This window comes from Pelagibacterium nitratireducens (genome assembly GCF_037044555.1).
Classification (GTDB): Bacteria; Pseudomonadota; Alphaproteobacteria; order Rhizobiales; family Devosiaceae; genus Pelagibacterium; species Pelagibacterium nitratireducens.
The window spans coordinates 1,453,907-1,477,767 of sequence record NZ_CP146275.1 but is presented as its reverse complement, the minus strand read 5'-3'; the positions used below and the strand labels follow the sequence as shown (position 1 = coordinate 1,477,767).

Annotated in this window: 20 protein-coding genes; 5 read left to right on the top strand and 15 right to left on the bottom strand. The window is 62.5% G+C overall.

Annotated features, from left to right (window positions below; translation table 11 throughout):
* Nucleotides 1-8 precede the first annotated feature (8 nt).
* Nucleotides 9-425 (top strand): GFA family protein, encoded by a 417-nt coding sequence (locus tag V6617_RS07360; RefSeq protein WP_338610087.1) that lies wholly within the window; start codon nucleotides 9-11, stop codon nucleotides 423-425.
* A 36-nt stretch (nucleotides 426-461) separates the two neighbouring features.
* Here V6617_RS07360 and V6617_RS07355 read toward each other — a convergent pair whose 3' ends face one another.
* Nucleotides 462-695, bottom strand: coding sequence for a BrnA antitoxin family protein (locus V6617_RS07355; protein ID WP_338610085.1), 234 nt, complete (start codon nucleotides 693-695; stop codon nucleotides 462-464).
* Between the two features lie 206 nt (nucleotides 696-901).
* Between V6617_RS07355 and V6617_RS07350 the strand changes: the two genes are divergently transcribed.
* Together V6617_RS07350 and V6617_RS07345 are read left to right on the top strand one after the other, a co-directional pair.
* A complete protein-coding gene (locus V6617_RS07350) occupies nucleotides 902-2,359 on the top strand; it encodes a YcjX family protein (RefSeq protein WP_338610083.1) in 1,458 nt (485 codons plus the stop codon).
* Entirely contained in the window at nucleotides 2,356-3,378 is a 1,023-nt protein-coding gene (locus V6617_RS07345) for a TIGR01620 family protein (protein ID WP_338610081.1), read from the top strand. Before V6617_RS07350 ends, V6617_RS07345 begins: the two co-directional genes overlap by 4 nt.
* A 48-nt stretch (nucleotides 3,379-3,426) precedes the next feature.
* Here V6617_RS07345 and V6617_RS07340 read toward each other — a convergent pair whose 3' ends face one another.
* The 9 genes from V6617_RS07340 to cysG form a co-directional block, all read right to left on the bottom strand.
* Nucleotides 3,427-3,789 (bottom strand): hypothetical protein, encoded by a 363-nt coding sequence (locus V6617_RS07340; RefSeq protein ID WP_338610079.1) that lies wholly within the window; start codon nucleotides 3,787-3,789, stop codon nucleotides 3,427-3,429.
* 253 nt (nucleotides 3,790-4,042) lie between these two features.
* Nucleotides 4,043-4,300, bottom strand: coding sequence for a hypothetical protein (locus V6617_RS07335; protein ID WP_338610077.1), 258 nt, complete (start codon nucleotides 4,298-4,300; stop codon nucleotides 4,043-4,045).
* 221 nt (nucleotides 4,301-4,521) lie between these two features.
* Nucleotides 4,522-5,136: a LysE family translocator gene (locus tag V6617_RS07330; protein WP_338610075.1), complete on the bottom strand. Its 615-nt coding sequence runs from the start codon at nucleotides 5,134-5,136 to the stop codon at nucleotides 4,522-4,524.
* Nucleotides 5,137-5,224: 88 nt separating this feature from the next.
* A complete protein-coding gene (locus tag V6617_RS07325) occupies nucleotides 5,225-5,554 on the bottom strand; it encodes a 2Fe-2S iron-sulfur cluster-binding protein (protein WP_338610073.1) in 330 nt (109 codons plus the stop codon).
* Nucleotides 5,555-5,701: 147 nt separating this feature from the next.
* Nucleotides 5,702-6,733, bottom strand: coding sequence for an NAD(P)/FAD-dependent oxidoreductase (locus V6617_RS07320; RefSeq protein ID WP_338610071.1), 1,032 nt, complete (start codon nucleotides 6,731-6,733; stop codon nucleotides 5,702-5,704).
* A gap of 78 nt (nucleotides 6,734-6,811) precedes the next feature.
* A complete protein-coding gene (locus V6617_RS07315) occupies nucleotides 6,812-8,095 on the bottom strand; it encodes a phosphoadenylyl-sulfate reductase (protein ID WP_338610069.1) in 1,284 nt (427 codons plus the stop codon).
* Nucleotides 8,082-9,740 (bottom strand): nitrite/sulfite reductase, encoded by a 1,659-nt coding sequence (locus tag V6617_RS07310; RefSeq protein WP_338610068.1) that lies wholly within the window; start codon nucleotides 9,738-9,740, stop codon nucleotides 8,082-8,084. Before V6617_RS07310 ends, V6617_RS07315 begins: the two co-directional genes overlap by 14 nt.
* A complete protein-coding gene (locus V6617_RS07305) occupies nucleotides 9,727-10,035 on the bottom strand; it encodes a DUF2849 domain-containing protein (protein ID WP_338610067.1) in 309 nt (102 codons plus the stop codon). Before V6617_RS07305 ends, V6617_RS07310 begins: the two co-directional genes overlap by 14 nt.
* Nucleotides 10,036-10,289: 254 nt before the next feature.
* Nucleotides 10,290-11,684, bottom strand: coding sequence for a siroheme synthase CysG (cysG, locus tag V6617_RS07300; protein ID WP_338610066.1), 1,395 nt, complete (start codon nucleotides 11,682-11,684; stop codon nucleotides 10,290-10,292).
* Between the two features lie 501 nt (nucleotides 11,685-12,185).
* Between cysG and V6617_RS07295 the strand changes: the two genes are divergently transcribed.
* Nucleotides 12,186-14,003 (top strand): metallophosphoesterase, encoded by a 1,818-nt coding sequence (locus tag V6617_RS07295; RefSeq protein ID WP_338610065.1) that lies wholly within the window; start codon nucleotides 12,186-12,188, stop codon nucleotides 14,001-14,003.
* A gap of 200 nt (nucleotides 14,004-14,203) precedes the next feature.
* Here V6617_RS07295 and V6617_RS07290 read toward each other — a convergent pair whose 3' ends face one another.
* Nucleotides 14,204-14,524, bottom strand: coding sequence for a 2Fe-2S iron-sulfur cluster-binding protein (locus tag V6617_RS07290; RefSeq protein ID WP_338610063.1), 321 nt, complete (start codon nucleotides 14,522-14,524; stop codon nucleotides 14,204-14,206).
* A 144-nt stretch (nucleotides 14,525-14,668) separates the two neighbouring features.
* Nucleotides 14,669-15,049: an Hpt domain-containing protein gene (locus V6617_RS07285; protein ID WP_338610061.1), complete on the bottom strand. Its 381-nt coding sequence runs from the start codon at nucleotides 15,047-15,049 to the stop codon at nucleotides 14,669-14,671.
* A 335-nt stretch (nucleotides 15,050-15,384) separates the two neighbouring features.
* Between V6617_RS07285 and V6617_RS07280 the strand changes: the two genes are divergently transcribed.
* Complete coding sequence (locus tag V6617_RS07280; RefSeq protein WP_338610059.1) at nucleotides 15,385-20,688, top strand: hypothetical protein; 5,304 nt, start codon at nucleotides 15,385-15,387, stop codon at nucleotides 20,686-20,688.
* A gap of 56 nt (nucleotides 20,689-20,744) precedes the next feature.
* Here V6617_RS07280 and V6617_RS07275 read toward each other — a convergent pair whose 3' ends face one another.
* From V6617_RS07275 to V6617_RS07265, 3 genes are read right to left on the bottom strand one after another with little or no spacing between them, the layout of a single operon-like run.
* Nucleotides 20,745-21,770: a glycosyltransferase family 1 protein gene (locus V6617_RS07275; RefSeq protein ID WP_338610057.1), complete on the bottom strand. Its 1,026-nt coding sequence runs from the start codon at nucleotides 21,768-21,770 to the stop codon at nucleotides 20,745-20,747.
* Nucleotides 21,767-22,570 carry a UDP-2,3-diacylglucosamine diphosphatase gene (locus V6617_RS07270; protein WP_338610056.1) on the bottom strand — a complete coding sequence of 268 codons (804 nt, stop codon included), beginning with the start codon at nucleotides 22,568-22,570 and terminating at the stop codon, nucleotides 21,767-21,769. Before V6617_RS07270 ends, V6617_RS07275 begins: the two co-directional genes overlap by 4 nt.
* A gap of 57 nt (nucleotides 22,571-22,627) precedes the next feature.
* Nucleotides 22,628-23,848, bottom strand: coding sequence for an MFS transporter (locus V6617_RS07265; RefSeq protein ID WP_338610055.1), 1,221 nt, complete (start codon nucleotides 23,846-23,848; stop codon nucleotides 22,628-22,630).
* Nucleotides 23,849-23,861: the final 13 nt, after the last annotated feature.

Below are 23,861 nucleotides of genomic sequence, written 5' to 3'. Positions count from 1 at the left end.
ACCCACAAATGGCCAGATCCTACAAGGGCGGATGCGCATGCGGCGCGGTCCGCTATGAAACGGGCAGCGATCCTATTTTTCAGAACCACTGCCAATGTATCGATTGCCAAAAGCGAAGCGGCACCGGACACGGCTCCTATCTGAGCTTTCCGAACCGCGCCGAGGTAAAAATCACCGGTGAGGTGTCAGAGTGGCGTGTAACGGCGGACAGCGGGCACGACAAGATTCACGCCTTCTGCCCGACCTGCGGAGCGCCGGTTTACCTGACCTTCACCGCCATGCCTGACTTGATCGCGATCCACGCCGCCAGCCTCGACGACCCCGGCCAGTTCACTCCGCAAGCGCTCACTTACAGCATGCGCGGCCACGCATGGGACACGATCGATCCGGGATTGCAATCGTTTGAGAAAATGCCAGTGGCTTGACACAGGGGCGTTTGGGCACGATGCCGCGCCCACTGCTCACTCCAGCCCCGCAGCCACCCTCAGCGCCGCGTTGATCCGCTCCTGCCAGCCCGGCCCATCATCCTGGAAATGGGCCAGCACATCGCGGTCGATGCGGATCGAGACCATTTCCTTTCCGGTCGGTATGGCGTTGGTTTTCGGCTTGGGGTCTTCGGGCCTTGTGGTCGCGGCCTTGAACAGCGCTTCGGCGCGCTCCTTGCCGCTGGTCGGTCGGCGTGGGGTATAGGCCATCAGGGTCACCATACTGTGCAAAAAATGAATGACCCGGCCAGGAGGTGGAATCTCCGACCGGGCCAAAGCCTTCAATCGGCGAAGATCAAAGACGGCGCATCGATAATCCAGACCAGCCCCAAGGGCAAGCGATATCGCGCCAACACCTCCCTTGCATTCTGCCGTTCTCCCCCTACCTTGTTCGGGCGTAATCGGAGTTTGAGTTCTTGCCCAGCCTGCCCACCACCATCGCCGACGAACTGGGCATTGCGCTCGGCAATCTCGCCGATGCGGCGACCGGAACCGTCACCCCAACCCTGCGGCTGGGCGTCACCGGCCTGTCGCGGGCCGGCAAGACCATCTTCATCACCGCGCTCATCCATAACCTTTTGACCGGCGCGCGCCTGCCCGGTTTTGCGCCCATGGCCGAAGGCCGGCTGATCGGCGCTCGGCTGGCCGAACACCCCGACAACGCCACGCCTCGTTTCGCCTATGAAAACCACCTTGCCGCGCTGATGGGCACGCCCCCGGTCTGGCCCGAAAGCACGCGCCGCATCTCCCAGTTGCGCCTCACCCTGCGTTATCAGTCGGCAAGCTGGATCAAATCGCAGTTCGGCACCTCGACCCTTAATCTCGACATCGTCGATTATCCCGGCGAATGGCTGCTCGACCTGCCGCTTCTGACCAAATCCTACGCCGAATGGAGCGAGGAGGCCCTGGCGCTTGCCCGGCGCCCGGCCCGCGCCGAAGACGCAAAACCCTTCCTCGATGCCCTGGGATCGTTCGATCCCTCCCGCGAGGCCGATGACGCCGCTGCCGAAACCCTCGCCACCGCCTTCACCGCCTATCTGCGCGCCTCCAAGGGCGATGCCCGCGCGCTCTCCACGCTCCCGCCGGGGCGTTTTCTGATGCCCGGCGATCTCGAGGGCTCGCCGGCCCTCACCTTCGCGCCCCTACCGGCCCCGGCATCGACGCCGCGCCATTCGAGCCTTTATGCAATGCTCGAGCGCCGCTACGAGGCGTATAAATCCGTTGTCGTCCGCCCCTTCTTTCGCGACCATTTCGCCCGCCTCGACCGCCAGATCGTGCTTGTCGATGCGCTTCGCGCACTCAACGCCGGCCCCGAAGCTGTGGCCGATCTGGAAACGGCGCTCACTTCGGTGCTCTCCTGCTTCCGGCAAGGGTCGTCCAACCCCATTTCGCGGCTGTTCACCCGCAAGATCGACCGCATCCTGTTTGCCGCCACCAAGGCCGACCTCCTGCACCACACCTCCCACGCGCGGCTGGAAACCATCCTCAACCGCCTCGTCGCCAACGCCTCGCGCCGCGCCAAATTCCACGGCGCCGAGACGCGCTCACTGGCCATCGCCGCCATCCGCGCCACCCACGAGGGCAGCGTCAAACATGGAGGCGAAACGCTGCCCACCATCATCGGCACCCCCGAAAACGGCCAGCGCCTCGGCGAAACCACCTATGATGGCAAAACCGAAATCGCCTTGTTTCCCGGTGACTTGCCCGAAAACCCAGATTCACTTTTCAAATCGGTTGATTCAACACCTCAACTGAACTTCCTGCGCTTCCTGCCGCCCAAAACCCTTTCCCCGAGCCAGACCGGTGATCCCGTGTTTCCCCATATCCGCCTCGACCGCGCGCTGGATTTCCTGATCGGGGACAAGATGGCATGAGAGAGCCCCGCGCCATCCCCACCCAAACCCGTGCCGATGAACAGGCGGCCCGCGCCCCGCGCGCCTTTGAAACCGCGCTGGCCGAACCGGCCCCCGACGTCTTCGAAGCCACGCCCCAGGACCTCGCCGATACCGATGTGGCCCCGCCGCCCAAACGCCGCGGTCGCTTCTGGCGCAATCTGGCGCTGTGGACCGGCGGCACCCTGATCTCCCTTGGCCTGGGGCTGGCCGCCGACCGGCTGATCCGCGACCTGTTTGCGGCCTATGATTGGCTGGGCTGGTTCGGACTGGGCGTTTTGGCGATCTTTGCCCTCGCTCTGGCCGTCCTCACCATCCGCCAAATCATCGGTCTGGCCCGTCTGCGCACCATGGACCGCCTGCGCGACAAGGCCTCGGCGGCCCTGATCGCCGATGACCTGCCCGCCGCCCGGAAAATCGTTGCCGAACTCGATGGGCTCTACGCCGAACGCGCCGATCTGGCCCGCGCCCGCACGGGGCTCAAAACCGATACCGCCTCGATCCTCGACGGTGCCGAGTTGATCCACACAGCCGAACGCGCGCTCATGGCGCCCCTCGATGCGCGCGCCCGTGCGCTCACCGCATCGAGCGCCCGCCGCGTCGCTCTGGTCACCGCAGTCGCCCCGCGCGCCCTGATCGATATCGCATTCGTCGTGTTCGAAAGCTTTCGCCTCGCCCGCAATCTGGCCGATCTTTACGGCGCGCGTCCGGGCTTTTTCGGCTTTATCCGTTTGATAGGGGCCATCATTGCCCACCTCGCGGTCACCGGTGGGCTGGTCTTGACCGACGGAGTCGTCGAGCAATTGATCGGCCATGGCGTGGCCGCCAACCTTTCGGCGCGTCTGGGCGAAGGCGTTCTGAACGGTCTGATGACCGTGCGGGTGGGCATCGCGGCGATCAAGCTCGTTCGCCCCCTGCCCTTTGCGGCCCGGACATCGCCCGTCGTCTCGGACTTCGTGGCCGATCTTGGCAAGGTCGCCACCGAGGGCAAGACAAAATAAAGGGCAGCGCCGAAGCGCCGCCCCAAAAGGCTTGAAGAAGAGCCGCTGTTATTCGGCGTCTTCTTCCTCGACATCACCCTCGGTCATGCCGTCGTCCATTTCGCCGTCATCCGAACCACCGGTCACGGGACCATCGACCAGACCGGCTTCGAGGCAGTCGTCACGAGTGATGGTCGACAGCTCGATCGAAGAGGTCGAAAGCTCTTCGGTGGAGCTTGGCGATTCATCAACGGAATCGGCCTGGGTTTCTTCGCCAAGGGTCATGCAATATTCTTCCACATAAACCCAGTCTTCAGCGCTGACGGAAACCCCGCCGATTTCCCCGGCCATAGCCGGAGCATCCTGCGCCATGGCAGGAGCGGCAAGACCTGCGGCGAGAGCGATAGAGGCAAAAAGAGCAGTGCGTTTCATGGTTTTCTCCATTGGTTCTTTTGTCGGCCAAACTGAAAAAACGACCGACGAAACAACGCATTACCCACCGTTCATCCGATTATTCGAAGCCGGCAAGCGGGGCGTTGCTGACACAATGCAGAGACCCCGCGCCGGGTTGCCATTCCAAATTTGATCATTTGGTGGCATTGCCAGGCCAGGGCCGAGCTGCGCGCAACAAAAAGGGCGGCTCCTTGGGGCCGCCCTTGTCGCATCTGGCAATGGTTTTTATCGATCAGATCAGACCGGCTTTTTCACAGTCGCTCTGGGTGATCGAGCTCAGCTGAACGCTCGCGGTGGAAAGTTCAGCGGTCGTCGACGGGCTGAAATCGAAAGCGTCGGAGACCGAAAGGCCATCAAGGGAGTCACAGTAGTCGGTCACGTAAGTCCAGTCTGCGTCGGAAACCGAGACCGTACCGATGTTTGCGGCCATGGCGGGAGCGGCAAGACCGGCAACAACTGCGACGGAGGCGAGAAGGGCTTTGAGCTTCATTTTTTAAGTATCCTTTTCTTGACGTCCCTCGTTGGGGACAAGACAAGAGATAGGCGTTCGCGAGCCGATTTCCAGATTAAAGATGTGAGTTTTTCGTCATAGAATGACGCGCCTGTTCACATTGTTTTTCGGGCGCGTCGAGCCGCGCCGAAAACCGCCCGATTTCGCCACAAAGCCGGCTGCGCACGTTAACATTGATTAAGTTTTAGTACTGGAAGCGGTTACGGCTTGAGCACGATATAGGCGGCTGCGCCCGCCATTGCGCCCGCCGCGCCGCGATTGAGCGCTTTGAGCGCCCGTGGATTGCGCAGGAAATCGCGCGCCTTGGCGGCCAGCGCCACATACGGCACGACAACCAGATAGAGCACGACGATAGTGGTGACCACCAGCCCCGCAAACCGCTCGGGCGTAACCGCACCCAGATCGACAACGGTGGGCAGAAGCGCCATGTAGAAAATGATGGTCTTGGGATTGCCCAGCGTCACCGAATAGCCGCCCAGCATCGAGGCCAGAGCGCCATTGCCCTTGCCGGCCTGGATCTTTTCAGGATCGATGCCGGCCCGCCAGAAGCTCCACGCCAGATAGGCGAGATAGGCCGCGCCGAGCACCTTGACGACAACGAATATCCCCGAAAAGGCCGCCGCGACCGCCGCCAGCCCCAGAACGGCCAGCGTGAGATAGGTCAGATCGCCCAGCACCAGCCCGGTGCCGAACCACACCGCCGGGCGAAAGCCCGATCCGAGCGCCTTGCCCACCGCCGCGGCAATACCCGGTCCGGGAATGGCAGCGGCAATCGCCAGCGCGATGGCATAGGGGAGATAGTCGAGAAGGGTCATGGCAGGCACTCGGGCAGTCGATCTTGGCTCAGGACCCGCTCATACACCCGCGCGCCACAACAGCAAAGGACCAGTTGTCTTCGATTTTCTAGGCCGCTTCGTCCTGCTTGGCCGAGTCCGCAAGCCTCACCCGCAACCCGTCCAACTCCTCGCTCATCAGGATCTGGCACGACAGCCGCGAATTGGCCTCGTAGTCGGGCACCGAATCGAGCATGTCCTCTTCCTCGTCGGTCGGCGGGGTGAGCTTGTCCTGCCATTCGGCATCGACAAACACATGGCAGGTCGCGCACGAGCACGAACCGCCACACTCGGCCTTGATGTTGAGCCCCCAGTCCCGGATCACTTCCATCACCCGCCAGCCCTCGAGGGCTTCGAGTTCGTGTTCGGTCCCATCCTGGTCGGTGACGTAGATCTGCATTGTGAGGTCCTGTTCGCGTGAGGTCGTTAGGTCCCTGGCTTGGCCCGGATGAGTCGAAAATGGTGATGCCCGAGAACCGGAGCGGAGCGTATTAAAAATACGTGAGCACCGGAAGCGCAGGTCATTGCCATTTGCAGACCATCCCGGTCAAGCCACGCCGAGTTTCTTCTGGAGTTGGGTGGACGAGGTCGTGTACTGGAAAACCACCTTCTGATCGGGATGCACGATCTTCTTGGCCGCCTGCGCCATCAGCGCGCCTTCATGGAATCCCGAAAGGATCAGCTTCAATTTCCCCGGATACCAGTTGATATCGCCGATTGCGAAAATGCCCTTTTCGCTGGTTTCGAACTTTTCGGTATCGACCTTGACCAGCGCGTTGTCGTGCAGATCCAGGCCCCAGTCGGCGACCGGCCCCAGCTTCATGGTCAAGCCAAAGAACGGCAGCAGGCGCGTCGCGGGCACCCCAAGCTCGCCACCGGCGGTCTTGAGATAGACTTCGCTCAACTGCCCGTTCTCGCCTTCGAGGCGCCCGAGCTGGCCGGTGATGAAATTGATCCGCCCCTCTTCGACCAACGCCCGCATCTTGTTGACGCTGTCGGCATGGCCGCGGAACTGGTCGCGCCGGTGCACAAGGGTCAAGGACCGCGCCAGCGGCTCGAGATTGAGCGTCCAGTCGAGCGCCGAATCCCCACCACCCACGATGACGATGTCCTGATCGCGGAAATCATCCATCTTGCGCACGGCGTAAAATACCGATTTGCCTTCGTATTCCTCGACATTCTCGACAGGCGGCCGCTTGGGCTGGAACGAACCACCGCCCGCCGCGATCACCACGACCTTGGTCAGGAACACCTCGTCGGCGTCCGTGGTCAGCCGGAACGAGCCGTCCTCGAGCTTTTCCACCGATTTGACCATCTGGGAGAAATGGAACTCGGCCCCGAAGGGCTGGATCTGCTTCATCAGATTGTCGGTCAGCCCCTGCCCCGAAATCTCGGGAAAGGCGGGAATGTCATAGATCGGCTTTTCGGGATAAAGCTCGGCGCACTGCCCGCCCGCCCGATCCAGAATATCGATCACATGGCATTTGAGGTCGACCAGACCCAATTCGAACACGGCAAACAGGCCCACCGGGCCCGCGCCAATAATCACGACATCGGTGACGATTTCATTTCCGCTCATGGATAAAGGAGTCCTGGTCGTTGGAATTAGCAAGTTCGCGCTTGGAATATATATATGACGCGAACTGTCAAGTATGGATCACTCGGCTGGCCGCCTCAGAAACGGCCGCGTGCCGGCTGGAATTTCGACGCGCGCCCCCACGGGCTGGTAATAGCGCGACACCTCGGCCAGCGCATCCTTTTCCAGCGCCGCCCGCGTCGGACCGTTCGTCACAACGAACGCATCGATCCCGCAGCGGCGCATGAAGGGGATCTGGTCGGTCAGGATATCGCCCACCGCCCGCAACTCGCCCTCATACCCATAGCGCTCGCGCAACAGCCGCGCGCTCGAATAGCCCCGCCCGTCCGTAAAGGCCGGAAAATTGATGGCAATCGAGGAAAACCGCCCCAGATCGTCCGCCACGTCCTCGACCTTTTCGCCCGGGCTGACCAGCAACCCGATGGGGTGCGGGCTGGCCAGAAACACATCGCGGTTTTCGACGAACACGGTCAGCGGCACATGGGTATAGCGCACATCGGCCGCCACATCGTCCTCGGCCCAGGCGCGCCAGGGATCGGCCCTGAACGCACCGTCCTTATAGAGAGTCAAAGAAGATTGGCTCACCGGTTTCGCGATGCTCCCATTGAAATCGAAATGAATGCCGCACTCACGCTTGTCGCGCCCGCGCCAACGGCCGGCCCGGGGATCTTCCCCTTCCGCCACGGCGCTGGTGCACGGAGCACAGCCTATGGACTTGTACCCGCGCTCGAACAGCGGATGCTCGGGCAGCCCATGGGCCGCCTTGTACGCATCAATGTCCTCATGGGTAAAGTAGGCCAATGGATTGACCTTGATGCGATCGTCGCTGGTGAGCTCGAAATGCGGCAGCACGCCCCGCTCGGCGGTCTGGAACCGCTTGCGCCCGGTCACCCAGCCACCATAACCCTCGAGCACCTTTTCGAGCGGTTCGGTCTTGCGGATATGACAGCACGAATCCGGATCATTCTCCCATAGCGTCCCATCGGGATCGAACCGCTTGATGTCGGCGCTGTCGGGATAGAGCGTAATCACATTGGTCAGCCCGAACCGCGCTTTCAACGTTTCCACATAATCGAGCGTCTCGGCAAAATGCTTGCCCGTCTCGAGAAAATAGACCGGCAGCTTCTGATCGACCTTGGACACCAGATGCAAAAGCACCGCCGAATCCGCCCCGAACGAGGACACCATGGCGATCTCACCCGGCAGCAATTCCTCGACCGCCTGACGCAGCACGCCCTCGGCGTCCATCTCGTCGAACATGCCGTTGAGCGAGAGAATACCGAGCTGGCGCAGCTTGTCCGGCCTGGGTTCGCCGGCACTGATGATGGAGCTAACCATTGCCATAAAGCGCCTCCTTGAACGGTGCGTCACCCAGCCGCCGATAGGCTGAAATGAACGTCTCGTCCTCGGTTGTGCGCTGGGCGATATAGGCATCGACCAGTCGCTCGATGGCGTTCGGCACCTCTTCGGCCACGAACCCCGGGCCCAAAATCTTGCCCACCGAAGCCTCTTCAGTGCCGTCACCACCCAGGGTGATCTGGTAGAGCTCGGTGCCCTTCTTTTCGACGCCCAATATGCCGATATGGCCCACATGGTGATGCCCGCAGGCATTGATGCAGCCCGAAATCTTGATCTTGAGCTTGCCGATTTCCTTTTGCCGGTCGGGCGCCCCAAACCGGCGCGAAATGTCCTGCGCAATCGGGATCGAGCGCGCATTGGCCAGCGCGCAGAAATCGAGCCCCGGGCAGGTGATCATGTCGGTGATCTCACCCGAATTGGCGTCCGCCAGTCCAGCCTCGACCAACCCGTCGTAAACGGCCCGCAGATCGGAAAGCGCCACATGCGGCAGCACCAAGTTCTGCTCATGGCTCACCCGCACCTCGTCGAACGAATAGCGCTCGGCGAGCTCCGCCACCGCTTCCATCTGCTCTGCCGTCGCATCGCCGGGCGCCCCGCCGATGGGCTTGAGCGAGATGGTGATCGAGGTATAGCCCGACCGGGCATGGGGGAACGTGTTGTTCTCCAGAAACCGCCCATAGGCCGGATCGAGAATCTTTTCGCGCTCCACATCGATGGAAACGACCCCGTGGTCCTTATAGGCCGGCTGCGTGAAATAGGCGTTGATCCGGTCCAGTTCGGCCTCGGGCAGCGTCAGCACCCCGCCGCGCGCATGGGAAAATTCCTCTTCCACCTGCGCCTTGATGGTTTCCAGCCCTTCCTCATGCACGAGGATCTTGATGCGCGCCTTGTACTTGTTGTCCCGACGCCCATAGCGGTTATAGACCCGCAGGATACTCTCCAGATAGGCCAGCAGATGTTCATGCGGCACGAATCCGTTGATCAGCTTGCCGATCATCGGCGTCCGCCCCAGCCCGCCCCCGACATAGACCGCCCAGCCGACTTCGCCCGACCCGTTGGTCTGCGCCATCAGCCCGATATCGTGAAATTTCACCGCAGCCCGGTCATTGGGCGCACCGGTAATGGCGATCTTGAACTTGCGCGGCAGGAAGGTGAATTCGGGATGCAGGCTCGACCACTGCCTTATGATCTCGGCCACCGGACGCGGATCGATGATCTCATCGGCCGCCGCCCCGGCAAACTGATCGGTCGTCACGTTCCGGATGCAGTTTCCCGATGTCTGAATCGCATGCATTTCCACGCTCGCCAGATCGGCCAGGATTTCGGGAATATCGCGCAGCTTGGGCCAGTTGTACTGGATATTCTGGCGCGTCGTGAAATGCCCGTAACCCCGGTCATACTTGCGCGCGATATGGCCCAGCATCCGCATCTGCCTGGACGAAAGCGTGCCATAGGGCACCGCAACCCGCAGCATATAGGCGTGAAGCTGGAGATAGAGCCCGTTCATCAGCCGCAGCGGCCGGAACTGGTCTTCCGTCAATTCCCCGGAAATCCGGCGGCGGACCTGGTCTGAAAACTGCTCGACGCGCTCACTTACAAACGCCGCGTCAAATTCGTCATATCGATACATGTTCGTCCTCGCCCAGATGCTGGCGGTCAAAGCGCGGAGCCGTCGGCCCTTCGGACCGGATGCGCTCACGGATGCGGTTGGCGTGAATCGCGCCATTGATCGTTTCGACGTCCTCGGTTTCAAGGCTCAGAATCCGCCCCGTCGCCCTTGTCCCGGCCATGGCAGCGTCCAGCGCCTCGGTCTCGTCCTTGCCAAACACCCGCGCCGCCTGAATGTCCTCAACCCAATTGCCTTGCGGATCGAGATACACGGTCGCCCCGGAGAGCAGTTCATTGCCTGTGAGGATTTTCGTCATTTCACTCAATACGTTACAGAAACCATCGGATTCATTTTAGAGGCGACATATGGACGACATTCGACAGCGCTGCCCAACCCAACCACCGTCATCCTCGGGCCTGACCCGGGGATCCGCCTCGCCACCATTGTACGCAGCAGAAGTGTGTCGCACGGCTGGTGCCGCGAACACCGTCTGCGCCAGCGGCGCCACTGCAGATTGCCGGGTCAAGCCCGACAATGACGCTGCGATTGAAACGCCAAGCGCAGTCGCCATCACGCCACCCGCTCCACCTGCGCCGCAATCGCCTCGGCCTGAGCCCAATCGCCTTCGGCCACCGCTTCGCCGATAAAGATGATCGCCGGCCCATCGGCAAAATCGATTGCGCCCGACGCCAGCCCGCCGACAGTTCCCGCATAAAGCGTCTTGTCGGCCCGCCCGGCATTGACCACGATCCCCACTGGCACCGCGCCCGAAAGCCCCTGCGCCATGAGATCGCCCGCCACCTGCCCGGCAATCGACTTGCCCATGTAAAGCCCCAGCGTCAGCCCCGACTGGGCCAGCGACGCCCAATGGGCAAGATCGGAATTGTCGGCGCCATGCGCCGTGGCGAAAACGAACCCCGAGGAGACCTTGCGCAGCGTCACCGGCGTTGCCGTATCTGCTGCCGCAGCCAGCGCCGAGGTCACGCCCGGCACAATGGAATAGTCGATGCCAGCCTTGCGCAATGCCGCGATTTCCTCGCCCGCGCGCCCGAACACCATCGGATCGCCCGATTTGAGCCGCGCGACCTTCTTGCCTTCACCCGCCAGCCGCACGATCAGCGTGTTGATCTGGGCCTGCGAAAACGAGTGATGCCCTTTGGCCTTGCCCACCGAAATCCGGTCGGCATCGCGCCGCCCCATTTCGACGACAGCGGAGGGCACCAACTGGTCGTGAACGATAACGTCCGCTTCCTGCAACAGGCGTTGGGCGCGCAGCGTCAGCAGATCCTCTGCCCCCGGCCCAGCCCCGATCAGCCACACCAGGCCATTGCCCGATGCCGCACCGGCATGTTCGGCCAGCAGCGCATCGGCTCGCGCCTCGCCCTCTCCGGCGGCAAGCGCACCTTCGATGCCCGGCGCCGTCACCAGCGCCTCGTAATACCGCCGCCGCGCCACCCCATCGGATAGCAGGGCTGCAACCTTGTCGCGCATCGATCCGGCCAGCCGCGCGATATCGCCAAGCCGGGGCGAAAACATCGCCTCGATCTTTGCCCGCACCAGCCGCGCCAGCACCGGCGCATCGCCTTCGGACGAAATGGCAATCGAAATCGGTGCCCGGTCGACAATGGCCGGAGTAAAAAAATCGCAGTTTTCGGGAACGTCGACTTCATTGACCGGAACGCCCGCCTCGCGCGCCAGCTTTAGTGCCCGCGCGCCCTCCGGCCCATGGTCGGCCACAAAGGCCAGCGCCGCATTGGCAAAATCGTCCGGCTCGACCGACCGAGCAACCAGCGTCACGTCCAGCCCTGAAAAATCGGCCTCGAATTCGTGGGCGAACAGAACCACTTCCGCGCTGGTCTTGGCCGCCAGCCGCGCCTTGGCCAGGGCTTCCTCGTCGCCGCCCACAATGACGATGCGCCGCCCTTTGACCGCGACCGAAACCGGGAATGTGTTAAGCCGTGCCACGGGTGAGGGTCTCCTGGCCGTAAACGAGATCGGTTCAGTTTTTGGAACTGGCGGCGGCATCGGGAGGACACACGCACAGCCAAACATGCGCAAAATTAGGGGTTTCCGGCCCATCCAGCAAGCGCAACAACGGCGTTCGGAGACTTATTTCCCTGGGCAGGAAGCCCTTGGAACACCGCGCGCGGCCAAGGTCGCAATGCGCGAATAAATTTCCCTCTCGCCACCGGCGCGAAAAACACGACTGGCGCGCTGGAGAATAACCAAAAGCCTCCCTCACCCACCGCTCCGCGCCCATTTCCCCAAAGGAGAGGTATATCCCCGCGCTCGCGGGTTCGTACCTCTCCCTTGGGGGGAGAGGTCGGAGCTTGCAAAGCAAGGTCCGGGTGAGGGGGCCTTTCTTTTTGTGCGCTGCTGTCACCGCGCCGACATTTCCCTGTCACACCCCTGTAAGCCCCTGATCGTAGAGCCATCCTGTGAGTTCCCCACAGGAGACAGGACGCGATGACTCCCGCCCCCAGAACCCTTTTCCTTGCCGGCCTTCTTGCCGCAACCGCCCTTTGCACCCCCATCCCAGCGATGGCCCAGGCCAGCCAGGCCGATGAGCGCTTGTTGACCGACCCCTTCCTTCAACTCCCCACCCAGGACGGCGTCCACGTCGTGTGGTTCACCGAGTTCGAAGGCGAGGACCACACAGTCGTCGTCGGCGAGCGCGAATTTGCCGCCGAAACCATAAAGATGAGCCGTCTGGCCGAGGACAACCAGTCCTGGGTCGGCACCCAGAATGGTGACGGCTCGGTCTTCTCCGCCACCACGGCCCGCGACGTCTGGCGTCACGAAGCCTATGTGGACGGCCTCACGGCCGGCGAGCGCGAGGCTTATTTCGTGCGCTCGGCGGACGAGAATGGCGAGACCGTCGAAAGCCGGGAATTTTCCCTCGCCCCGCTTCCCGCCGAAGGGCAGCCCCTGCGCATCCTTTTGACCTCCGATCATCAGCTCAAGCCGATGACCCCGACCAACATGCAAAAGATCGCCGAAAATGTCGGCGAACTCGACGCCGTGTTCTTTTCCGGCGATCTCCAGAATATCCCCGACCGCGCCTCGGAATGGTTCGACGACAATCGCGGCTTTGCCTTCTTCCCCGGCCTTCAGGGCCACGCCGCCTATGCGCTGGCCCAGTCGCGCACCGAGGGCGATATCACGTTCGACACGACGACCACCTATCACGGCGGCGAAATCATCCAGAACGCCCCGCTGTTCCCGGTCATCGGCAACCACGAAGTGATGGGCCGCTACAATCCCGCCACCGCGCTGGGCAGCCAGTTCAACGACCCGCGTCCCCGCGCCGTTGCCGAAGCGCTCTATGAAGCCAATGCCGACCTCTACAACCCCTCGGGCGACGCGCAAATCCGCGAACAGTGGATCGCCGACAATTCGTTCAACACCACCACCTATGAGGAAATCTTCACCCTCCCCGCGGACGGCCCGGGCGAAGAGACCTATTACGCCATCCGCTACGGCGATGTGTTCATGATCGGGCTTTATGGCACCCGCATCTGGCGGTCCCCCTCGCAGGATGAAGGCGTTCGCGGCAAATACCGCGAGGCGGCAGCCGACCTCGACACCCCCGACAATTGGGGATGGGGCGAATTCATCTTCGAGGATATGGCCGAAGGCTCTGAGCAGTATGACTGGCTGGTTTCCGTGCTCGAAAGCGAGCAATTCAAGTCGGCTCCGGTCAAGCTCGCGCTCATGCACCACCCGTCACACGGCATGGGCGACAATTCCATTCCCGCCTACGCGAACCCCGAACAGATCCTCGACTATGACGAGGCTGGCCGTTTGACCGGCGTGCGTTACGACTATCCGGTCGATGCCGATATGTTCGTCAACCACGTCGAACCGCTCCTTTCGGACGCCGGCGTGCAGCTCGTCCACACCGGCCATTCCCATGTTTGGTATCGCTTCGTGAACCCGGCCGGTATGAACATCCTCGAGACCTCCAATGTCGGCAACAACTATGGTTGCTACGTCGAAGGCCACCAGGCCCGCGGCAATGCCCCCTCCGGTTTCGATTACGATCCGGCCGACTACGCCGTCACCGGCGATCCGCACGGCTACGAACCGGTCATGCCCACCGAGTTTTCGCCAATGACCAATGCATCCTCGGGCGAAGACCTCCCCTGCATCGCCAGCAACGAGCTGACCGCGTTCTCGGTCCTCGAAACCGGCCCCGACGGGACGACCGTCAGCTCCTACGTCTTCGACACCACCGACCCGCAAGGCGAAGTCGAACTGTTCGACAGGTTCGAACTGAACTGATCCCTTTGCAAAAAAACAAGGCCCCGCTTCGGCGGGGCCTTTTGCATTCGGACGCGCGGGTTTAGCTCCCTTCGCTGCCCCGGCGAAAGCCGGGGCCCACGGGAGCGTCATCAGGCGGTGATTTCGTGGTTGATGCTGCTGGACCCCGCTTTCGCCGGGGGAAGAGGGCGGAGAACACTCCTGATAGACCGTCGCCGATCCTACCCTTGGCGGCTCGGCACGTTCACGACCAGCCCATCGAGATCGTCGCGGATCTTGATCTGGCATGAAAGCCGGCTGGTGTCTTTGACGTCGAAAGCGAAATCGAGCATGTCCTCTTCCATCGAGGAGGGGCCGCCCGTCACCCCATACCATTCCTCTTCCACATACACATGGCACGTCGCGCAGGTACACGCCCCGCCGCACTCGGCCACGATGCCGCGCACCCCATTGCGGATCGCCGTCTCCATCAGTGTCGCACCATTTTCCGCTTCGACTTCGCGGCGCGCGCCATCGGGTTCAACGAACGTGATCATAGGCATGGAAAAGGGCTCCGGGGATAAATCTGTGAGGTGCCCCGGATATAGGAAAACCATCCCGCACACACAAGCGCATCAACAAACGCAAATGTGGGGCTACCGAACGCACAAGTCCATGGATTTTAGCGCCATTGTTGGCGCTAAAATTCAGTCCGAAACGATCGATGAAATGTATCCGCACACCTCGGAAACCGCCATGCCCAGATCGGCCAGCGTCTCCTCGTCGAGCTTGCCGTCACGGGCAAATTCGACTTCCGCCGCCCGCGCCTGGGAGGCCAGAACCATGGCGCCAATGCCCTGCGCGGCACCCTTAAGCGTATGAAGTCCAAGGGTTATTTCATGGGGATCGGTCGCAGCGCTCACCCGCTCGAAATAGATCGCGACCTGCTTTTCAAACATGCGCAACACTTCGCATTCCAGCGCCCTGTCCCCCAGCGTCTGACGCGCCAGATGCACCAGATCGATCGGCCGGTTGGTCCTGTCCACTTTCAAAGAATCGAGGCTCACCCCCACCCGCGGCTGCATCATCTTTCCCACCATCACGCAATCGTCACAATCACTACCGCCAGCTTAACCCTGATTGGATAAAAAGACCCTTAATCGCTGATATCTGCTATATTTTCAGCCCTGGTGGGTACACGAAAAAAATCGTTAACGGTCTTTTAATAAAGATTTCAGCAATGGCCCCAAACCGTGTATAACTCACGATAGAGAATTGGCTGTTGGGATCACTGCGGGGCATTTTTCCGCGCGTTCTGTATCCCGGCCGGCGATGGATCCGAAGCGGCTAGCCCCCGCCAAGGTATTGCCGAAAAAGCCGTTTTTCTAAAATTTGCGGCGCATGAGTAAAGAGTATTTAGAGTATGGCGAACAAGTCGACCCCACCCAAGGACGATCCGGCAGCGCTTGCGTTTTCAGCTGTCGAAAACGCACTCAAGGACTCGGTCTTCTCGATGGATGACAAGCCCGCCCGCAAGGTAGAAAGCCAGCCGGCAAACCGCGAGCCCAAGCGCGAACAGCGCCGCGAGGCCCCCACCAACACCGAACGCCTGCGTGCCGCCGACAAGATCGCCGCCCAGGCGTCCTCGGTCGCCAATGACGACCGCTCCACCGCCGCATCCGCTCTTTACGCCCTCCAGTCGCGCGCCTCGAACGCGCCGATCTGGTTTGCCATAACCGCGTCCCTGCTCTGGCTGGTCGGCGTCGGCCTGATCGCCGTGCTCCGCTATGGCCCGCGTTTCACCGAAGGGCTTTCGGTCGCAGAGTTCGTCCAGAGCCTTGATTTTGCAGCCCTCGCCGCGATTACCGCGCTCCCCATTCTGGCAATGATTTCCATTGCCTTCCTTGTGCGCCGCGCCCAGGATCTGCGCCTCGCCGCCGCTTCGATGACCCAGGCCGCCATGCGCCTGACCGAGCCCGAATCGGCCGCCGCCCATAAGATCGCAACCGTCGGCCAGGCCGTGCGCCGCGAGGTCAACGCCATCGGCGACGGGCTTGAACGCGCCCTCTCGCGCGCCGGAGAGCTCGAAGTGATGGTCCACAACGAAGTGACCGCCCTTGAGCGCACCTATTCCGACAACGAGACGCGCATGCGCCAGTTGATCGAGGAACTGGCCAGCCAGCGCGACGCCGTCGTCACCAATTCCGAGCGCATGCGCGAGGCCATCGCGGCCGTGCACGGCAATGTAACAACCGATCTCAACGAGATCGGCACCTCGATCACCGACCGCCTCAAGACCACCGGCGGCGAAATCACCCAGGCGCTTTCCGATCGCGCAACGGCGATGACGGAATCGATCGAAACGGCCGGAACCACAATCGAAACCACCTTCGAGCGCCGCTCGCAGAGCTTTGCCGAAACCATCGAGGGCCGCACCGCCGATCTGATCATGGCGCTCGACGACAGCGCCGGCCGCCTCGACGGCACGCTGACCGACAGGGCCGAGGCGCTGGCCAGCGCCATCGACACCTCGACCGACCGTCTCGACACCGTACTCACCTCCAGTGCCTCGAGCGTCCAGATCGCGCTCGAAGGGCATTCAAACATGGTGGAAACCGCGCTCAGCGACACGACGGGCGCGCTCAACACCCTGTTCGACACCAGAACGGCCGATCTCACCAACGCGCTCGATAGCCGCAACCAAATTCTCGAAGACGCTCTGGGCGCCGGCGTCGGGCGCATCGAAACCGCCTTCGAGGGCCGTGCGGAGGCGATTGCAAAGGTTCTTGGCACCGGCGTCGAGGACGTACAGGCTGCGTTTGCCGGTCGTGCCGATGCACTCGCCGATGCCCTGGGAACCGGCGTTGCCGAGGTTCGGGCTGCATTCGAGGGCCGTGCCGAAGCGCTCGCCGACGCGCTGGGCATGGGCGTGGAAAACATCGAGTCCGCCTTCGGACGTCGTACCGATGCCTTGACCGAAGCGCTGGATCAGCGGGCCAGCGAAGTCACCGAGATGGTCGACACACGCATCAACACGCTGGTCAATTCCCTCGATTCTCACACGATCTCGTTTTCGGCGGCCATCGAAGAAAAATCGGCCACCATCGGCGACGTCCTCAAGGGATCGACCGAATCCATCCTCGTGGATTTCTCGCGCCGTTCCGAAGCTCTCGGGACCAGCTTTACGGCTCTGGGCGAAACGGTCTCCAACGGGATCGCCAGCCGCGCCGAAGAGGCAGAGGCAACCCTGAGCCGGATCACCAATCGGCTCGATGAGACCTTCTCGATCCAGTCCAACGCCCTCCAGAGCCAGATCGAATCCATGAGCCTGCGGCTGGATGGCGCGCTTGAGGAATCGACCGAGCGGACGCGCGACATCCTGACCCGGGCCGGAACCGATACTCTGGCCCAGCTCAACGCGCGGGTCGATGAAATCTCTGTCATTCTCGACAGCCGCATCGGCCAGGTCGACACCATCGTGGGCGAAAAGGGCGAAAAGCTCGTCTCCTCGCTCGATGCCCACACCTCCGAGATCGCCGAGCGGTCCAACAGGCTCGAAACACTGCTCGACGACAAGGGCCGCGCCCTTGCCAGTGCCCTCGAGACCGGCGGCGAAAGCTTTGGCGCCATGGCCGACGCCAAGACCGCGGCCCTCACCGAAGCCCTCGATGCGCGTGCCGAGGCCATTACATCGGCCGTCGATCTGCGCACCGATGCCCTGTCCGCTGCACTCGACACGCGCGCGGACGCGCTCAATTCCAGCCTCGACATTCGCACCGAAGCGCTCACATCCGCCTTTGACGGTCGGGCCGAACAGATCGGTGCCGCCCTTGATGGCCGCGCCGAGGAAATCGCGTCGGCCATTGAAAGTCGCACAGGCAATCTGACGTCGGCCATCGACAGCCGCACCGAGCACCTTACGGCGGCCCTTGACGGCCGAACCGAAACCTTCACGTCTGCCCTTGATGGAAGAACCGAACAGTTCACCTCGGCACTCGACAGCCGCAGCGAACAGCTGACCTCCGCGCTCGATGCGCGCACCGAGCAGCTCGATACCGCACTCTCGGCGCGCACCACTCAGCTCGACGACACCCTGGCCGAGCGCGCCAATGCGATGAATTCGATGCTCGACATCACCTCTAACCAGCTCTCGGAAACGCTGACCGAGCGCACCCGCTATATGGGCGGGTTGATCGATGAGTCCGCAGAACGCCTCGAGCGTTCGATCACGGGCCAGGCCCGCGGCCTCGAAGAATCGCTCGACGAAAAAGCCCGCCTCATGGCGGAGTCGATTTCCGGCAAGACGAGCGAACTCACCACGGCGGTCGACGCTTCGGGCGAGCGCATCCGCCTCACAATCGATGGCAGCCTGACCAATGTCACCGAGACGATGGAAAGTCGTTCGGCCCAAATGTCCGAGCTCATCGAAAGCAAGGTGGCCGAACTCAATTCCAATATCGGCCGTGAAATCGACGCCGCAGTCGACAAGATCAGCGGCGCGGAATCCGGTGTCACCGCCAGGATCGGCGAGGCCGCGACTTCGGTCGGTCAGAGCGCCCGCGATGCCGCCGACCTCGTCGAAGCACGCCTCACCGAAGCCCGCAGCGCAATTACCGAGATGGTCGATGACCGCCTGGGCACCCTGCCCGAAGCGATCACCACCCGCGCCGAAATCACCGCCGAGCGCCTGGCCGGCCTCAACGAGGCCATCCACGGCACGATCACCGATTCCATGCGCGACCTCGAAAGCGGCGCAGATCGCATCGAATCCACCCTCACCGGCTCGATCCACAGCGCCATCGGCCAGTCCATGTCCGACCTTGAAACCGGCGCCAGCCGGATCGAAGAGGTGCTCAACGACAAGCTGGCCAACGTCACGGCCAACATCTCCGCCGACGTCGAACAGACCGCCATGCGGATGGACGCGGTGGTCCGCAAGGCCATGGAAGAGCTCAAGGTTGCCTCGGTTCATATCGAGGATCTGGTGGAAGTGCGCGCCGTCGCTACGGCGGACGAATTGGGCCGCAAGGCTTCCGAGATCAACCGGATCGTCTCCGAACACACCGACCGTTTCGCCGAACTCATCGACACCAAGCAGAACCAGCTCACCAACGCACTGGGCAGCCAGACCAACCTGCTGCGCGCTGCGCTCGAAGCCAATGCTCGCGACGCCGAAGACATCATGTCGGAATCGTCCAATCGCATTCAGCACGAGATCACCGACTCGCTGCGCAAGCTCAACGATGCCAATTTGCTGCTCCAGCGCGTTCTGGAAGCCTCGACCGGCAATCTGGCCCGCCTGCAGGGCAATGTCGGCGAGCAGACGCAGGCCTATACGAGCGCCGTTCGCGACGCGATGGCCGGCACCGAAGAGGCTGGAACGATGATGAGCCAGCACGTCGAAGCGCTGCAGAACACCATGTCTGCAATGCTCGAACAGTTCGGCCAGCTCTCGGGCAAGCTGGACTCCGAGACCGCCGGCTTCACCGATGCCGCCGCCAACCTTGCCGAAGTATCCAACTCCACGATGGACACCCTGGAAAACCGCCGTGGCGCCATGGAATCGCTTGCCGAAGGTTTTGCGGTCCGCACCGAGGAAATCGACAGCCGCCTGCGCGGTTTCGCCCAGTCGATCGCCGAAACGGTCAACCAGACCGAGCGCCGCCTGATTGCGGCCCGCAAGGCCATGGAAGAGGCTCTTGCCTCGACATCGGATGCCGTCACCGGCCAGATTTCGACAATTGGCGACCTCGCCTCGGGCGAAGGGCAACGGGCCAGCGACGCCCTGCGCCAGACCCAGGCCGACCTCCTCGCCGATATCGAGCGCGCTTACTCGGACGCTACCCGCCGGTTTGGCGACACCGCCGATGCCATGCGCACCACCGCATCTCAGCTCGGCCAGGAACTCGAAGCGACCCGCAACGAATTGCAGCGTTCCGTACTCGACCTGCCCGAAGAAACCCGGGCCAGCGCGGCGGCAATGCGCCGCGTGGTTGCCGAACAGATCGAGGCGTTGTCCGAGCTCAATGCCATCGTGCGTGCCCAGCCGGGCACCCATGAAGTGTCCAGCCGCGCAACGCCGCGCACGCCCTCGGCACGCCTTGCCGCTGCCGAACCGACCCGGTCGGCCGAACCGGCACCTCATCAGCCCGCACGCCCCGCTCCTGCCCGTCAGCCTGAGCCGACGCGCCAGCAGGCACCTGTGATGACCCAGCCACGCCCGGCAGAGGCTCAAAAATCGCCGTCCGAGCGGCTCAACGAAGCGCTCACCCAGTCACGCGGAACCGCCTCCCAACAGCCGGCCTCCGCCGCCGCACCCCAGGAAGGCGGATGGCTGCGTGATGTCCTGCGCAACGCTTCGGCCAGCCAGCAGGCCGGCACCCAGCGCCCGCTGAACCTTTCGAGCCTGACCGAAGATATCGCCCGCGCCATCGACGACGATGCCCTCGCTGCCGCCTGGAACCGCTATCAGGATGGGGAATCGGGCGCTTTCAACCGCCGGCTCTACACAATCACCGGTCAGTCGACCTTCGACGAGGTGCGCCGCAAGCTCCAGCGCGATCCCGAATTCTCGCGCACGGCAACAGCCTATATGAGCGAATTCGAGCAATTGCTCGGCGAAGCTGCCAACGGCCCCAATGGCATGCAGCAGACCTTCAACCAGCTCGTGAGCAACCGTGGCAAGGTCTATACTATGCTCGCCCATGCCAGCGGCCGGTTGAACTGAGGCCTGCCAATTTGAATTGAGAAAGCGCACCCTGAGGGGTGCGTTTTTGTTTCGGCTTATGCAGCGATGCCGACACGGGAACGGATCGGCGCAAGCCGCCGCGCAAACTGGTCGGCAGCGGCCTCCCAGGTGAATTCCTTTGCTCTGGAAATCGCCTCGGAGCGCGGAATGGATAGCGCCCGCTTAACGGCCGACGCCAGGTCGTCTTCCAGCGCCCCGCCCTTGCCCGTCCCGATCACATCGATTGGGCCCATCACGGGATAGCCAGCAACGGGCGTGCCGCAGGCCATGGATTCGAGCATGACATTGCCGAAGGTGTCGGTGCGCGAGGGGAAGACGAAAACATCGGCACTGCGATAGGCATCCCGCAGCGCTGCGCCCGTCAACTGCCCGGTAAAGACGACATCGGGAAAACGGTGCATGAGAGCCCCCCGCTCCGGGCCGTCTCCAACAACGATTTTGGTGCCGGGATGCTTCAGCTCGAGAAACGCTTCGATGTTTTTCTCGACCGCGACCCGCCCGACATAGAGAAGATGCGGCCCCGGCAGACCCGCAAACATCGCCTTGGGTCCGGGGCTGAAGGCTGAAAGGTCCACCCCCCGCGACCAGACGGCGAGGTGACGGAAGAACCGCCGCCGCAAGTGTTTGAGAACCGAGGGCGTGGGCACCATGGTCGCCGATGCGGCGGCATGAAACCAGCGCAGATAGCCATAGCTCCACTCGACCGGCACGGGCAAGCGTGCCGCCAGATATTCGGGAAAGCGCGTGTGATAGCTGGTCGTGAAGGCAAGCTCGCCCGTCACGCAAAGTGTTCGTGCGGCCAACCCCAGCGGACCTTCTGTGGCAATGTGGATATGGTCGGGCGCAAAATCGGCGATCATATCCTGCACCACCCGCAGCGATGGCAGCGGCACCCGGATTTCCGAATACGTCGGCAAGGGCAGCGTCCAGAACGGCTCGGGGGTGAGATATCTCACCTCATAGCCGCGCCGCGCCAGCGTGTTGCCAACGTTTTCAAGCGAACGCACGACACCGTTTACCTGCGGATGCCACGCATCCGATACAATCAGCAGCCGCGTCATGGGGTGACCTCCTGGGCAAGAGGCGCAACCGCCTGGGAACTGGGCACGGTCTTTTCGACCCAGCGGATCAACTCGAACCGCCCGTCCCTTGTCTCCACGATGGCTGTGCAGTTCTCGACCCAGTCACCGCAATTGAGATAGGTGACGCTCCCATGGTCGGCGATAGCCGCGGCATGGATATGCCCGCACACCACGCCGTCAAATCCCTGCTCCGCCGCTTCGCGCACCAACGCCGTCTCGAACCGCTCGACGAGCGCTGCAGCCCGGCTCACATTGGCCCGTGCCCAGGCCGAAAGCGACCAGCGCGGGCGGCCAAGTTTCTGGCGCACCCGGTTGATCAGCATGGCGGCGCGCAGTGCCAGATTGTAGGAAATATCCCCCAGCCACGAGACCCAGCGCGCATGACGCACGACGACGTCGAACTGATCTCCATGGATGACCAGATAGCGCTGCCCGTTTGCGCCGGTATGGACGGCCCGTTCGCGAACGTCTATGCCGCCAAACCGGAGCGCTGCGAATTCGCGCAGGAATTCATCGTGATTGCCCGGTACATAAACGATGCGCGCGCCCTTGCGCGTGCAGTCGAGCAAATGCTGGATGACCCGGTTGCAGGCCGGCGGCCAGTACCAGCTCTTCTTCAGCTTCCACCCATCGACGAAATCGCCGACCAGATAGATGCAGTCGGCCTCGACCGATTGCAGAAAATCCAGCAATGCGCCCGCCTGGGCGCCGCGCATACCCAGATGCGTATCGCTGATAAACAGAGCGCGCAACTGAAGTGGTTTTTGTGCGGAATGCATCGACCGTACCGCAAGGCTGTTGGCTCGCGACTGTTCGAATGCCTGATTTGCGCAACTCTATTGTGACAGCGGGCGCGACTCGTTTTGCGCTTTGGTCGACCAGATCGAGAGCGAAATCAGGATCATGCCTGCGCCGATCGCCGAAAGCAGCCCCGCCGCCCAGAAGCTCTGCAATCCGAAATGGGCTACCAGCGTCCCGAAAAACAGCAGCGCAACGACCGAGCAGATCTGCTTCATGACAACATAAAAGCTCTGCGCCTGGGCCGCGATTTCCTCGCTCGTCCAATTGGCGATGAAGGTGACAATGCCCATATAGGCCAGCCCGAACGTCATCATGTGCAGCGCCTGCAACAAGACCAACTGCCAGACATCGGTTGCATACGCCATTCCGATCCAGCGCAGGACGCCGCTGACACAGGCCGCGAGCAGCAGATGCCGGGCCGAAAACCGCCGTGCGAGATGGGAAAAGAACAGCATGGTGACGATCTCGCAGACCGGCGCCACGATCCACAATATGCCCACCGCGGCCTCCGGCACCCCCGCTCTGAGCCACAACAGCGCGCCAAAACTGACAAGCAGCATATGGCTGGCCTGTAATATTGCCGCCCCGAGAAGCGTCAGGACGAACCACGGCCTGGCCACCTGCCGCAGGGTCTGGCCGGCTCCGGGCGCACTCACCAGCGGCGCACCGGCTTGCCCGCCCCCGTTTTGCGATCGGAAGAACGGCAGTGGCAGCGCCGATAACCCGCGCAGCAGTGCCGTGGCAATCAGCAACGGCACGAACACGGCGATTCCCACCCAGCCAAACATCCATCCGGCTAGCGCCGTCCCGCCGATATAGCCGAATGTGCCCCAGATTCGCACCCGCGCGAAATCGGTGCCGCGCCGCCGCGTCATCCTTATGGCCGCTGCGTCGATCACCGGCTCGATGGCCATGATGGGGATGACCAGCAAGGTGTTGAACAGCAAAATGCCCCAGAACGCGTCGACAAAAACAAACCCCAGCGACACCACTGCGCTGACCAGTGATCCGGCGACGATTACGCCGCGCCAGTCGCTGGCCTTGTCCGCTACGCGCCCGACAAGCAGATTGAGCACGATCATGATAAAGATCGGCGTCGCACTGATGATGCCGATTTCCTCTTCCCCGATCCCTCTGCCGTCCAGCCACACGGGCAAGAGCAGCGTCGAGACGCCGATCGGCAGATACATGGCCGCATAGAACAGGCCCGTGCGCATTTCGGGCGTCGTCAGCCGCTCGGGCAGGCTCGGAAGCATCGGGAAGGATCCG

Excerpts from the sequence above, each read along its gene's own strand:
- V6617_RS07285 (WP_338610061.1), bottom strand. The coding sequence starts at position 15,049 with ATGATGCAGCCGCGGGTGGGGGTGAGCCTCGATTCTTTGAAAGTGGAC.
- V6617_RS07290 (WP_338610063.1), bottom strand. The coding sequence starts at position 14,524 with ATGCCTATGATCACGTTCGTTGAACCCGATGGCGCGCGCCGCGAAGTC.
- V6617_RS07325 (WP_338610073.1), bottom strand. The coding sequence starts at position 5,554 with ATGCAGATCTACGTCACCGACCAGGATGGGACCGAACACGAACTCGAA.
- V6617_RS07310 (WP_338610068.1), bottom strand. The coding sequence starts at position 9,740 with ATGTATCGATATGACGAATTTGACGCGGCGTTTGTAAGTGAGCGCGTC.
- V6617_RS07295 (WP_338610065.1), top strand. The coding sequence starts at position 12,186 with ATGACTCCCGCCCCCAGAACCCTTTTCCTTGCCGGCCTTCTTGCCGCA.
- V6617_RS07355 (WP_338610085.1), bottom strand. The coding sequence starts at position 695 with ATGGCCTATACCCCACGCCGACCGACCAGCGGCAAGGAGCGCGCCGAA.
- V6617_RS07265 (WP_338610055.1), bottom strand. The coding sequence starts at position 23,848 with ATGCTTCCGAGCCTGCCCGAGCGGCTGACGACGCCCGAAATGCGCACG.
- V6617_RS07330 (WP_338610075.1), bottom strand. The coding sequence starts at position 5,136 with ATGACCCTTCTCGACTATCTCCCCTATGCCATCGCGCTGGCGATTGCC.
- V6617_RS07340 (WP_338610079.1), bottom strand. The coding sequence starts at position 3,789 with ATGAAACGCACTGCTCTTTTTGCCTCTATCGCTCTCGCCGCAGGTCTT.
- V6617_RS07315 (WP_338610069.1), bottom strand. The coding sequence starts at position 8,095 with ATGGCAATGGTTAGCTCCATCATCAGTGCCGGCGAACCCAGGCCGGAC.
- V6617_RS07320 (WP_338610071.1), bottom strand. The coding sequence starts at position 6,733 with ATGAGCGGAAATGAAATCGTCACCGATGTCGTGATTATTGGCGCGGGC.
- V6617_RS07305 (WP_338610067.1), bottom strand. The coding sequence starts at position 10,035 with ATGACGAAAATCCTCACAGGCAATGAACTGCTCTCCGGGGCGACCGTG.
- V6617_RS07345 (WP_338610081.1), top strand. The coding sequence starts at position 2,356 with ATGAGAGAGCCCCGCGCCATCCCCACCCAAACCCGTGCCGATGAACAG.
- V6617_RS07275 (WP_338610057.1), bottom strand. The coding sequence starts at position 21,770 with ATGACGCGGCTGCTGATTGTATCGGATGCGTGGCATCCGCAGGTAAAC.
- V6617_RS07335 (WP_338610077.1), bottom strand. The coding sequence starts at position 4,300 with ATGAAGCTCAAAGCCCTTCTCGCCTCCGTCGCAGTTGTTGCCGGTCTT.
- V6617_RS07360 (WP_338610087.1), top strand. The coding sequence starts at position 9 with ATGGCCAGATCCTACAAGGGCGGATGCGCATGCGGCGCGGTCCGCTAT.
- V6617_RS07280 (WP_338610059.1), top strand. The coding sequence starts at position 15,385 with ATGGCGAACAAGTCGACCCCACCCAAGGACGATCCGGCAGCGCTTGCG.
- V6617_RS07270 (WP_338610056.1), bottom strand. The coding sequence starts at position 22,570 with ATGCATTCCGCACAAAAACCACTTCAGTTGCGCGCTCTGTTTATCAGC.